General features: G+C 65.5%; 12 protein-coding genes. 6 read left to right on the plus strand and 6 right to left on the minus strand.

What is annotated here, in order from left to right:
• Positions 1-10 precede the first annotated feature (10 nt).
• Entirely contained in the window at positions 11-541 is a 531-nt protein-coding gene (locus E3T50_RS02595) for a YflT domain-containing protein (RefSeq protein WP_134550397.1), read from the minus strand.
• 95 nt (positions 542-636) lie between these two features.
• Between E3T50_RS02595 and E3T50_RS02600 the strand changes: the two genes are divergently transcribed.
• From E3T50_RS02600 to E3T50_RS02610, 3 genes are read left to right on the plus strand one after another with little or no spacing between them, the layout of a single operon-like run.
• Positions 637-1,968, plus strand: coding sequence for a magnesium transporter MgtE N-terminal domain-containing protein (locus tag E3T50_RS02600; protein WP_134550398.1), 1,332 nt, complete (start codon positions 637-639; stop codon positions 1,966-1,968).
• Entirely contained in the window at positions 1,955-2,521 is a 567-nt protein-coding gene (locus E3T50_RS02605; protein ID WP_134550399.1) for a DUF1003 domain-containing protein, read from the plus strand. Before E3T50_RS02600 ends, E3T50_RS02605 begins: the two co-directional genes overlap by 14 nt.
• A complete protein-coding gene (locus E3T50_RS02610) occupies positions 2,518-3,675 on the plus strand; it encodes an Mrp/NBP35 family ATP-binding protein (RefSeq protein WP_134550400.1) in 1,158 nt (385 codons plus the stop codon). The genes E3T50_RS02605 and E3T50_RS02610 overlap by 4 nt, the downstream gene beginning before the upstream one ends.
• Before the next feature lie 3 nt (positions 3,676-3,678).
• Here E3T50_RS02610 and ppk2 read toward each other — a convergent pair whose 3' ends face one another.
• Both ppk2 and E3T50_RS02620 read right to left on the minus strand, forming a co-directional pair.
• Positions 3,679-4,500, minus strand: a complete 822-nt coding sequence (ppk2, locus tag E3T50_RS02615) for a polyphosphate kinase 2 (RefSeq protein ID WP_134550401.1) — start codon at positions 4,498-4,500, stop codon at positions 3,679-3,681.
• Positions 4,501-4,534: 34 nt separating this feature from the next.
• Positions 4,535-4,924, minus strand: a complete 390-nt coding sequence (locus E3T50_RS02620) for a sec-independent translocase (protein WP_134550402.1) — start codon at positions 4,922-4,924, stop codon at positions 4,535-4,537.
• A gap of 87 nt (positions 4,925-5,011) precedes the next feature.
• On the opposite strand from E3T50_RS02620, the gene E3T50_RS02625 reads away from it, so the two are divergent.
• Positions 5,012-5,644: an O-methyltransferase gene (locus tag E3T50_RS02625; RefSeq protein WP_134550403.1), complete on the plus strand. Its 633-nt coding sequence runs from the start codon at positions 5,012-5,014 to the stop codon at positions 5,642-5,644.
• A gap of 73 nt (positions 5,645-5,717) precedes the next feature.
• Here the strand turns inward: E3T50_RS02625 and E3T50_RS02630 are convergent, their stop codons facing one another.
• The 3 genes from E3T50_RS02630 to dapE form a co-directional block, all read right to left on the minus strand.
• Entirely contained in the window at positions 5,718-5,894 is a 177-nt protein-coding gene (locus E3T50_RS02630) for a DUF3117 domain-containing protein (RefSeq protein ID WP_134464092.1), read from the minus strand.
• A 104-nt stretch (positions 5,895-5,998) separates the two neighbouring features.
• A complete protein-coding gene (locus E3T50_RS02635) occupies positions 5,999-7,219 on the minus strand; it encodes a hypothetical protein (RefSeq protein WP_241990707.1) in 1,221 nt (406 codons plus the stop codon).
• Positions 7,220-7,242: 23 nt separating this feature from the next.
• Positions 7,243-8,364 carry a succinyl-diaminopimelate desuccinylase gene (dapE, locus tag E3T50_RS02640; protein WP_241990708.1) on the minus strand — a complete coding sequence of 374 codons (1,122 nt, stop codon included), beginning with the start codon at positions 8,362-8,364 and terminating at the stop codon, positions 7,243-7,245.
• A gap of 17 nt (positions 8,365-8,381) precedes the next feature.
• Here dapE and dapD point away from each other — a divergent pair, with 17 nt between their 5' ends.
• Together dapD and E3T50_RS02650 are read left to right on the plus strand one after the other, a co-directional pair.
• Entirely contained in the window at positions 8,382-9,368 is a 987-nt protein-coding gene (dapD, locus tag E3T50_RS02645; RefSeq protein ID WP_134550404.1) for a 2,3,4,5-tetrahydropyridine-2,6-dicarboxylate N-succinyltransferase, read from the plus strand.
• A gap of 95 nt (positions 9,369-9,463) precedes the next feature.
• Positions 9,464-12,103, plus strand: coding sequence for a penicillin acylase family protein (locus E3T50_RS02650; protein ID WP_134550405.1), 2,640 nt, complete (start codon positions 9,464-9,466; stop codon positions 12,101-12,103).
• The last annotated feature ends 76 nt before the right edge of the window (positions 12,104-12,179 follow it).

The raw sequence follows: 12,179 nt of genomic DNA on the forward strand, positions 1-12,179 counted from the left end.
TCGCGCGTGACTACACGGGGGGCGTAGTGGCTTCCGGGACTTCAGGTGCGGAGGGAGAGCCGGAGAGCAGATTGCGGGCCCGGTGGACCAGCTCGGCATCGACGATGACCTGATAGTTGGTCGCGATGACCTGCATGGTCGACGTGAAGTCACGCCGCCGCCGGTTGATGGCGTAGCTGGCTATGCCCAGCAGCATGCCGAACCCGGCGCCCATGATGAGGGCGGCAAACACAAACGGCAGGCTCGACCCGGTCGGTGAGAACAAAAAAAACAGAATTCCGAAAAATATTCCCAGCCAGGCACCGGATCCTGCGCCCGCAAGAGCCACTCGGCCGTAGGTGAGTTTGCCGGTCACCCGCTCAACACTCTTGAGGTCGTTGCCCACGATCGAGAGCTCTTTCACGGGAAAGTCGGCTTTAGCGAGTGCGTCGACCGCGCCCTGCGCGTCAGCGTACGTGCTGTAGCTGCCGAGCACTTCACCGCGCGGCAGCACGGGAGGCAGCACCGGGCGCCGGCGGGAAAAAAGACTCTGGTTGCTCATAAGCACATTCTTCCACGTCGGCCTGACTGTGTGTCTGAATGACGAACCGTTCGCGCCGGGCCATCATTGTCGGGCCAGTGGCCTACATTTATAGTGTGAGTGCCACCAGAGTTTTTGTTGCCCGACTGGCCGGGTGCATCGTTTTCGACCCCGCGGGCGACCGCGTGGGCAAGGTGCGCGATGTTCTGGTGGTGTACCGAAAAAACGACCCGCCCAGCGTCGTCGGTCTGATCGTGGAGATCCCCGGCAAGAGACGCGTGTTCGTGTCGATCAACCGGGTCACCAGCATCGGCAGCGGCCAGATCATCACGACCGGCCTGATCAACGTGCGCCGCTATGAACAGCGCGGCGGTGAAGTGCGCGTCATCGCCGAATTGCTCGGCCGCAAAGTGCTCTTCACCGACGGCTCCGGCGAGGCGACCATCGAAGACGTCGCGATCAAGGAAGGCACAGAAGCCGACTGGGCCGTCAGCCAGCTGTTTGTACGCCGGCCCAAGACCAGCGCCTCGCCCTTCGTCAAGGGCGTCACGAACTTCGCCACCTGGGCCGAGGTCCGCGAGAAAAAAACCGAGGGGCAGGCGCAATCCGCCGAGCACCTCATTGCGACCTATTCTGATCTCAAGCCGGCCGACCTGGCCAATACCTTGCTCGACCTGCCGCGCGAGCGCATGTTCGAGGTGGCCGGTGAGCTGCCCGACGATCGCCTCGCCGACGTGCTCGAGGAGATGCCCGAATCCGATCAGGTCGGCATTCTCACCAGCCTCGGTGACGCCCGCGCCGCCGACGTGCTCGACCAGATGCAGCCAGACGACGCGGCCGACCTCATCGCCCAGCTGCCCGAAGAACGCGGCGAGCAACTGCTCGACCTGATGGAGCCCGAAGAGGCCGAAGACGTACGTTTCCTGCTCTCCTACGCCCCCGACACCGCCGGTGGGCTCATGACGACCGAGCCGATCATCGTCTCGGCCGACGCCACCGTCGCTGAAGGGCTCGCGCGTATCCGTCGTCACGACCTGGCACCGGCCCTTGGCGCGGCGATCTGCGTCACCCTGCCCCCTTACGAAGCACCCACCGGTCGTTTTCTGGGCATGGTGCATTTTCAGCGGATGCTGCGCTACCCGCCCCACGAACGCCTCGGCACGCTGCTCGACGCCGGCCTGGACCCGGTAACCGCGGACACCTCGGCCGCTGAAGTCAGCCGGATCCTCGCGAGCTATGACCTGGTCTCGGTGCCGGTGGTCGATGAGAATTACCGACTGGTCGGGGTGGTGACGATTGATGACGTGCTCGACTACCTGCTGCCCGACGACTGGCGCAGCCACGACGGCAATGATGATGTGCGCCGCCGCGCCACCGCTCGCAGCGAATTGAGAACCGGCAGCATTCCGCTGCCCGGAGCGCAAAGGACGACTCGTGGCCCGCAATAACCGCGCCGACCTGCGCCTGGATGCGCCCAAGGGCCTACGCACCGGCAACCTCGTGGGTCTTGGCCGCAATGGCCACAGCCGGGACAGCTTCGGCCGCTTCACCGAGGCCATCGCCCGCGGCATGGGGACCCCCTGGTTTTTGCTCGGGCTCACCCTGTTCGCCGTCGCCTGGATCTCCTGGAACACCCTCGCCCCGGAGGCGTGGCGGTTCGACTCGGTTGCGCTCGGCTTCATCGCGCTGACTCTCGTGCTCTCGATGCAGGCTTCCTACGCCGCGCCGATGATTCTGCTCGCGCAGAACCGGCAAGACGACCGCGACCGGGTGCAGTTCGAGCAGGACCGGCAGCGGGCCGAACGCACTCTCGCCGACACCGAGTACCTCGCCCGTGAGGTCGTGGCGCTGCGCATTGCCATCAAGGACATGGCCTCGAAGGACTTCATTCGCGGAGAATTGCGAGCGTTGCTCGAGCATTTGGACGAGCGCAGTGACGAGCGCAGTCAACCTGACGACGTCCCTGACAGCAGCAGCACGGAAAGCCGCCCACGCGCATGATTCCTGCTCCACTGAGCGACAGCATCCGCTCGCGGGTCTTCACGGCGTTGGCCGGGGTGACCGACCCGGAGATTCGCAAGCCCATCACCGATCTCGACATGGTGTCGGACGTGACGGTGAGCGAGACGGGACAGGTGACCGTTGGCATCCGCTTGACCATTGCCGGATGTCCGGCCGCGCAACGCATCGAGAGCGATGTTCTGGCCGCGACCGAGTCGGTGTCGGGGGCCGGCCGGGCGAGCGTCGAGGTGGCGATCATGACGCGCGAGCAACGCACCGCGCTCACCGAGAAGCTGCGCGGCGGCCAGCTGGAACGCAGCGTGCAGTTCGGCCCGGAGTCGCTCACCCGGGTGTACGCGATCACGAGTGGTAAGGGTGGCGTCGGCAAGTCCACCGTCACCGCCAATTTGGCCGTGGCGCTAGCCGGCGAGGGCCTGCGCGTGGGCATCGTCGACGCCGACGTACACGGCTTCAGCATTCCCGGCCTGCTCGGCCTGGTGCACGACGGGCTCGCGGTGAAGCCGACCCAGGTCGGTGACATGATCTTGCCGCCGATCGCGCACAATGTGAAGGTCATCTCGATCGGCATGTTCATCGACAACGCGTCGGCCGCGGTCGCCTGGCGCGGCCCGATGTTGCACCGCACCATCAAGCAGTTTCTCACCGACGTCTACTTCGGTGATCTGGACGTGCTGCTGCTCGACCTGCCGCCGGGTACCGGCGACGTCGCCATCACGGTCGGCCAGCTGTTGCCCCACGCCGAGGTCATCGTTGTCACCACCCCGCAGGCTGCCGCGGCCGATGTGGCCGAACGCAGCGGTATCGTGGCCAGGCAGACCGGCCAGAGCGTCTACGGCGTGATCGAAAATATGGCGGCGATGATGCAGCCCGACGGAAGCCTGCTCGAGCTGTTCGGCTCGGGCGGCGGCGCCGAGGTCGCCAGACGACTGTCCATCGGGCAGCCCGCCCCGGTGCCGGTGCTCGCGCAGGTTCCCCTCAGCCTGCCGTTGCGTACCGGCGGGGACGTCGGCCTGCCGGTCGTGCTCGGCGCTCCCGACGATCCCGCCGCCCGTGCCATTCTGGGGTTGGCCCGCAGCATGAAGACGCGCGCCAGGGGCTTGGCCGGCCTCAGCCTGAGTCTCAGGCCCCGCTAGCGCTTAGTCCTGCGGCTTGCTCAGCGTCGCTGCATGGTCGGGCACCTGGTGGTTCTCCTCGCGCGGCGGCCGCTCATAGTCAGAGTCCGGCGGGCGCGGCGGAATGCGCACCCTGGGTGGGTCGGTCTTCTCGTAGGGAATGAGCGAGAGCAGATGGCTGATCACGTTCAGCCGTGACGCTCTTTTGTCCTCACTCTCGACCACCCACCAGGGTGCCTCGGCGATGTCGGTGTGCACGAACATCTCATCTTTGGCCTTGGAGTAATCACTCCATTTGGTGATCGAGAGCACGTCCGTTTCGGAGAGCTTCCAGCGCCGCATCGGGTCGTTCAGGCGCGAGCGAAACCGCCGTTCCTGCTCCAGGTCAGAAACCGAAAACCAGTACTTGACCACCAGAATCCCGTCTTCCACCAGCATCCGCTCGAACAACGGTGCCTGGTGCAGAAACCGGCGGTATTCATCGGAAGTGCAGTAGCCCATGACCCGTTCCACGCCGGCGCGGTTGTACCAGGAGCGGTCCATCAGCACGATTTCACCGGTCGACGGCAGGTGCTCGATGTAGCGCTGAAAGTACCACTGGCCGCGCTGACGGTCGGTGGGCATCGGCAGGGCCACGATGCGAGCGACACGCGGGTTGAGATATTCGGTGATGCGTTTGATCGCCGAGCCCTTGCCTGCGGCATCGCGGCCCTCGAAAATCACCACGACCCGGGCACCGGAGGCCTTCACCCACTGTTGCATCGTGACCAGTTCGGCCTGCAGGCGGGCGAGTTCGGCCTCGTAGACACTCTTCTTGACGCGTTTGGGTTTCTTCAACGGAGACATCGACGTCTCTTTCTCCTCGGCGCTGCTGGACCGGCTACGTGGCCTCAGAATCGAATGGAGCCGGCTCGAGTGCGGTCAGGGCCGCATCCCGGGCACGCTTGCGTTTCAGGTAGGCGCCCTCGGGGTTGGGCTCGGCGCGAGAAATTGTTGCAGACTGCTCTTTAAACGGGTCCTCGTCGGCGAGGGCTTCGCGAATGATGCGGCGCGGGTCATACTGGCGCGGGTCCAGTTTTTTCCAGTCCAGATCGTCGAATTCCGGGCCCATTTCGTCGCGCATGCGATCCTTGGCCCCGTTGGCCATATCGCGCAGCTGGCGCACCAGGCGACCCAGCTGTGCCGCATAGTGCGGCAATTTGTCCGGCCCCAGCAGGAAGACAGCGATGATCCCGATCAGAAGAATCTTCTCGAACGTCAGCCCAAACATGTCCTTAGAGTAGCCGTACGGCGAGGCATCCACAGACCACACGCGCCGCGGCCCTAGTCTTGACCTAATCATCTACTGGAGTTATCTGTGTCTGACATTGAACTGAACTGGAAATTCTCCGACGACTGTGTCGTGGAGTCCGAAGCCATCGCCCGAGCGCGCCAGCAATCCCTCGAACTCGGGATCGACCCGATCGCGCCCTCCGTCGGGGCGCAATCGGCCGTTGTGGCCGCCGCGACGGGGGCGCGCAGCATCCTCGAGGTCGGCACGGGGGCCGGAGTCTCGGGGATCTGGCTGCTGACCGGGGCCCCGGGGGCTACCCTGACGTCGATCGATACCGAGGTCGACCATCTGCAGCATGCGAAGGCAAACTTCACCGAGGCCAAGATTCCAGCCAACCGGGTGCGCCTGATCACCGGCAAGGCTGGTGAGGTTCTGCCGCGCATGAATGAGAATTCCTACGACATTGTGTTCATTGACGCCGACCCGCAGTCGGTCATCGAATATGTTGAACACGGCCTGCGCCTGGCTCGTCCGGGCGGAACCGTGCTCGTCGCACATGCCCTGTGGCGTGGCCGAGTCGCCGATCCGGCCCAGCGCGACGATGTCGCAACCGGGTTTCGTACCCTGCTGACCGAGATTGCCGCATCGAGCGCCGTGATCAGTGCCCTCTCCCCCGTCGGCGACGGGCTGCTGCAGATCACTAGACTGCGCGCCTAATCCGGTCGGAACGACCGAACGGCCGCGCAGTCACCCGCGCGGCCGTTCTTGTTTCATTCATCGGAACCCGAGGCTACTTTGCCACGGCGACAACTCCGGCGAGTGCGTCGTGAAGTTCCTTGGCCTCGGCGTCGTTGACTGAGACAACGAGCCGACCCCCACCTTCGAGCGGTACACGCACGATGATCAAGCGCCCCTCTTTTACCGCCTCCATTGGACCGTCTCCGGTCCGTGGCTTCATGGCCGCCATGAACTCCCCTTCCATTCGTCTTTGTACCCCCATTATCGACCATCTCGGCCCGAGACGTAAATTCGGGTCGGACTGAGTGTCAGATCGGGGCGTTCCGGCTGAGGTTAGGGCGGGGTCCAGTCATACCCGTCCACGCCCCAGCAGATCAGCAGCCAGCCCCATTGGCCGGCCACGAAAAGCACAACGATCGCCACCCGGTAGACCCGGCTGCGTGGCAGCGCGGCCGCGCCGAGCAGCGAAAACATCGGCATGAGAAGCCGAAACGTACTGGATTGCGGAAAGAACACCGCGAGCAGGTACAGACCGTAGCTGGCCAGCCACAACCGCAGATCTATGCCGAGCCGGCGTACGGCCGGCGTGAACAGGAGCAGGGCGAAGGCCAGAATGAGGGCGGTGACCACGACGATGCCCCACGGGCTGCCGAGCCACCACACCCCGCTTTGAAACCAGGCGGTGAATGGCACGAGCTCCTGGTACCCGATATACGGTGCGCGCCAGGCCAGCTCAGTATCGGTGTACGCCATCACGTCGCCGGTGGCCGCCCAGGCGGCGACGGGCCAGGCCAGCCCCATCAGCGCGCTGAACACGGCGACGGATGCCGCCAGCATCCGCTCTCGCACAGGAAACGAGTCGCGGGATCGCGTGACGAAACGGTAGATCACGTGCAGGCCAAGGGCCAGGGCGAATGCGAGCCCGCTCGGCCGGGTCAGGGCCATCACCGCGATGGCGGGGTAGAGCATCCGGTAACGACGTTCGAGCAGCAGGTAAAGCGCGAGGGTCAGAAAGAACAGGTACATCGATTCCGCGTAGGCGAACTGCAGAATCGGCGACAGCGGGGCGACGCAGAACAACACGACCGCGAACAGGGCCGTGTTCGACGGCTGCACCCGCGCCATCAGGCGGTAGAACAACAGCGCGGTGCCGAGGCTGAAAGCAACCGATACGAACACGGCCACCGGCGCCCACGGAAAGTTCGTCACTTCCATCAGCAGCCTGGCAAGCACCGGGTAACCGGGCATGAAAGCCCAGGCATTCTCACCGATTTGCCCGGTTTCGGTGATCGGCAGCACGCTCGGATACCCGACCGCCGCAACGATGTTGTACCAGCGACCGTCCCACATGGTCGCGAAATCGGTGTATTTCGGGCTCGCACCGGTCCAGGCGTTCGGACCTTGCACGCTCGCCAACACGAGTACGAGGCTCGTCGTGATCAGGCGCGACAGGGCCCACACCACGACGACCTTGCCCCACCACGGGGTCAGCCGGTAGCGGGCGTGCCAGACGGCCGGCAGCCGGCGGGCGGGCGACCGTCGAGGGCGCAGCATCCGCTCGGTCATTCTGTGCGGGGTTATCGAACGGATGCGCTCAGCCACGCGCGCAGACCGTTTTCGCAGGCCGTGATCTCGGCCACGGCTACGCGTTCGTCGTCAGCGTGCGCCTTGAGCGGATCGCCTGGACCGTAGTTGACGGCCGGAACGCCGAGGGCCGAGAAGCGGGCGACGTCGGTCCAGCCGTATTTGGGCGTAGCAACGCCGCCGACGGCGTTCAAGAATTCACGGGCGAGCGGGGCGTCGAGGCCAGGCCGGGCGCCTTCGGCGCGGTCCACGACGGTCAGGTCGTAGCCGGCGAACACCTCGCTCAGGTGGGCGACGGCTTCGTCGCCGCTGCGGCTCGGGGCGAATCGGTAGTTGACGTGCACCATGCACTCGTCGGGGATGATGTTGCCGGCGACTCCACCGGTGATGCCGACCGCGTTGAGGCCTTCACGATAGACGAGGCCTTCGACCTCGACCTCGCGGGCCTGGTACTGGGCCAGAATGTTCAGAATGGGCGCGGCCTTATGAACGGCGTTCTCGCCGACCCAACTGCGCGCCGAGTGCGAGCGCAGGCCGAAGGTACGAATCTCGACGCGCAGGTTGCCGTTGCAGCCGCCCTCGACCTGGCTCTTGGTCGGCTCCCCCAGAATGGCAAAGTCGCCCACGAACAGGTCGGGCCTGTTGCGGGCCAGCCGGCCGAGGCCGTTGAGCTCATCGGAGACCTCTTCGTGGTCGTACCACATCCAGGTCACGTCGACTCCGGGATTGCTCAGTTCGGCGGCGAGCTTCAGCTGCACGGCCACGCCGGCCTTCATGTCGACCGTGCCGCGGCCCCAGAGGTACTCGGTGCCGTCGATGGTCTCGAACCGGGTGGGCAGGTTGTTGTTGAGCGGCACGGTGTCGATGTGGCCCGCGATGACCACGCGCTGCGAGCGGCCCAGGTTGGTGCGGGCCACGACCGTGTCGCCGTCGCGAATGATCTCGAGGTGGTCGAAACCGTCGAGGGCGGCGACGATCGCGTCGGCGAGGGCGGTCTCCTGGCCCGAGACCGACTCGATATCGCAGATTTGCCTGGTCAGTTCGATCGACGTAGCCGTGAGGTCCAGCACGGTGAGTTTCGCGGGGGTGGACGGAGCCGAAGTCGTAGAAGTCACCCTACTAATCTAGAGGTATGCCCTCCGTTGTTTCCGAAAACGCCCTGCCCAGCTCGTCGACCCAGGCCTGGGGGTATGGTCTCGCGACCGTCGCCGCCGACGGCACCGTGCTCGACACCTGGTTTCCCTCTCCGGCACTCGGCTCCCTGCCGACCGGCCGCGATCGCTGGATTGTTCCGGCCGCGCTCAGTGAAGCCGCCGGCGACGATGCCCGCCGCGCGGTTCGCCTCGAAGCCGTCACGGTCGAAATCACGCTCGACACGGCACCGGCGAGCACCTCGGATGCCTACCTGCGGCTGCACCTGCTCTCCCACCTGCTCGTTCGGCCCAACAGCATCAACCTCGACGGCATCTTCGCGCACCTGCCCACCGTGGTCTGGACCAATGCCGGCCCGATGCTGCCAGACGATTTCGGCCGGCTGCGCCCGAGCCTGCAGCGCGCCGGTATTCAGGCGAGCGGCGTCGACAAATTCCCGCCGCTGCTGAACTACGTCGTGCCGGCCGGCGTGAGAATAGCGGATGCCTCCCGTGTGCGGCTCGGCGCCCACCTTGCCCCCGGTACCACCGTCATGCACGAGGGCTTCGTCAACTTCAACGCCGGAACCCTCGGCTCCTCCATGGTCGAGGGCCGTATCTCACAGGGTGTCGTGGTCGGTGACGGCGCTGATATCGGTGGCGGAGCATCCATTATGGGCACCCTGTCTGGTGGTGGTACCCAGCGCATCTCGATCGGTGCCCGTGCCCTGCTCGGTGCCAATTCCGGTGTCGGCATCGCGATCGGTGCCGACAGTGTGGTCGAGGCCGGGCTCTACGTCACGGCTGGCACCAAGGTTGTTCTGGTCGGCGAACCGGTGCGCACGGATGGCACCCGCCCGACGGTGAAAGCGGTCGAGCTCTCCGGCGTGCCCAACCTGCTGTTTCGCCGCAACTCCCTCTCCGGTGCCGTCGAGGTGCTCGCCCGCACCGGTAGCGGCATCACCCTGAACGCCGCGCTGCACGCCTGAGGCCTGCCGGCTGAGCGGATGCCGGTGGGTTCCGCTAGCATCCGAATAGCGGCAGCCTGTAGCCGCGCGATTCACCCAACACACGAGGGAGCGCTGTGGGCACCGACGCACCGCGCAGCAAGGGGCACCGCCGTGTTCGGCGATTGGTGGTAGCGCTCGGGGTCGTAGCCACCCTGGTCTTGGTCACTGCAGGGTTCGGCGTGTGGACGGTGACCAGGTCATTTCCGGCCCTGGCCGGCAGCGTCGACATCACGGGATTGTCGAGCGCGGTGACCGTGACGCGCGACGACGCCGGAATTCCCCAGATCACGGCGCAGACCGCGGCCGACCTGTTTCTCGCCGAGGGCTACGTGCATGCGCAGGACCGCTTCTGGGAGATGGACTTTCGCCGGCACGTTACGAGCGGACGTCTGTCGGAACTGTTCGGAGAAAGCCAGGTCGGCACCGACACGTTCGTGCGCACCCTCGGCTGGCGAGCCGTCGCCGAGCAGGAAGTGGCCCTGCTTGACCCGGTGACCCTGAGCTACTACCAGTCCTACGCCGACGGCGTGAACGCCTACCTCGACACCCATCAGGGCGCCGACCTGTCACTCGAGTACGCCGTTCTGGGCCTGCAGAACCCCGGATATGAGGTCGAACCATGGACCCCGGCCGACTCGGTAGCATGGTTGAAGGCCATGGCCTGGGACCTGCGTTCCAACCTCGACGACGAGATCGACCGGGCTCTGCTGTCGACGACGCTCACCCCCGCCGAGGTGAGTGAGCTGCATCCCGATTATCCGGCCGGCCAGCACCCCACCATCACCGGCAGCCAGGCCGTCACGGTGCCATCGGCCGGGGCGTCGGAAGCGGTCGACCCAAGCGCTGAATCAACGGATGTCCCCGCCGCGCTCGCACCAGCTTCGGTCGACTCCTACGCCGAGGCTCTCACTGAACTGCGCGCCCATCTCGGGTCGGTGCCCGAACTTCTCGGGCCGGCCGGCGGCGAGATCGGCTCCAATTCCTGGGTGGTCTCCGGCGCTCTGACCGACACCGGCATGCCCCTGCTGGCCAACGACCCGCACCTCGGACCGGCGCTGCCCTCGGTCTGGTACCAGGTCGGGCTGCGCTGTCAATCGATCACCACTGACTGCCCGTTCGACGTGGCCGGGTACAGCTTCTCGGGCATGCCCGGTGTGATCATCGGACACAATGAGCGCATCGCCTGGGGCTTCACCAACCTCGGCCCCGACGTCGCCGACCTGTATATCGAGAAGATTTCCGGCGACAGCTACGAATTCGACGGCGTGAAGAAACCGTTGCTGCTGCGAGACGAGAAGATCTCCGTCGCCGGCGGCGACGATGTGAAAATTGAGATTCGTTCGACCGAGCACGGTCCGCTCTTGAGCGGCTTCGAGGGCACCGCGTACCCGAAAATCGCCAGTGACTTTCCCGAAGCCGCTGGGCTGCCAGCTCCCGCGCCGGTCGCCGAGGCCGGCGCTGATTCGACCGGAGCAGATACAACCACATATGAGCTGTCACTGCAGTGGACAGCGCTGACTCCGGGACGAACGGCATCCGCCATCTTCGCCCTCAACCAGGCGACCGACTGGACCAGTTTTCGCGCCGCGGCCTCCCTGTTCGAGGTGCCGGCGCAGAACCTGACCTATGCCGACGTCGACGGCAATATCGGCTACCAGGCGCCCGGGCTTATTCCCATTCGGGCCAGCGGCAACGGCACCCTGCCGGTGCCGGGCTGGACCAGCCAGTACGCCTGGACCGGATTTATTCCGTCCGACGCCCTGCCGAGCACGTTCAATCCGCCGAGCGGATACATCGTCACGGCCAATAACGCCGCCACCGACCCGAGCTACCCCTATTTATTGACCGCCGATTGGGATCTGGGCTACCGGGCCAACCAAATCACGGCTCGATTGCAAGAACTCATCGCCGCGAAAACCCCGCTGACGGGCCGGTTGATGAGTGAGATTCAAGCTGACAACTACAGTGCCCTGGCCGCAGCTCTCGTTCCTGCCCTGCAACAGGTGCGGCTCACCGGCGACGCCGCCGAGGCGCAGAAGCTTCTCGACGGGTGGGATTACCAGGTCGACGCCGACAGTGCGGCGGCCGCCTACTTCAACGTGATCTGGCGCACGCTGCTGCAAGACATGTTCACCGGCAAGATCGATGAAGAAGCCGCTCTCACCGGCGGTGACCGGGCGTTCGCCGTCGTCACGCGCCTTCTCGATCAACCAGCCTCCCCCTGGTGGTCGAACCGCGCCAACGGCACCGTCGGCCAGGAGAGCATGCTGCGGCGGGTGATGACGGATGCCGCAGCTGAAGCTGCCGACCTGATGGGCTCGAACCCGGCCGCCTGGCAGTGGGGCAGCATCCACACGCTCGAGCTCAAGAACGCCAGTTTCGGCGAATCGGGGATCACACCGTTGGAGTGGCTGTTCAACCGTGGGCCGTACGAGCTCGCTGGCGGTTCCGCTGTCGTGAACGCGGTCGGCTGGGATGCCGCCCAGGGCTACGAGGTGGACTGGGTGCCATCGATGCGACAGGTGATCAGCCTTGAAAACTTCGACGATTCCACTTGGATCAACCTCACCGGGGCATCCGGTCACGCCTTTCACACCAACTACACCGACCAGGCACCGCTCTGGCGTGATCACGAGACCCGCCCGTGGCTGTTCACCCCGGCCGCCATCAACAACGACGCGAGCAACACCCTGACCCTCCAACCGGCCTTGTAGGCAGCCAGGAATCGAGACAGAGCATTGCGCGGCCCCAAGTACTGCGCGTGGTCGTCGTCGATCGCGTGACCCGGTC

Origin of the sequence: Cryobacterium gelidum, from assembly GCF_004403985.1 — a bacterium.
Lineage (GTDB): Bacteria > Actinomycetota > Actinomycetes > Actinomycetales > Microbacteriaceae > Cryobacterium > Cryobacterium gelidum.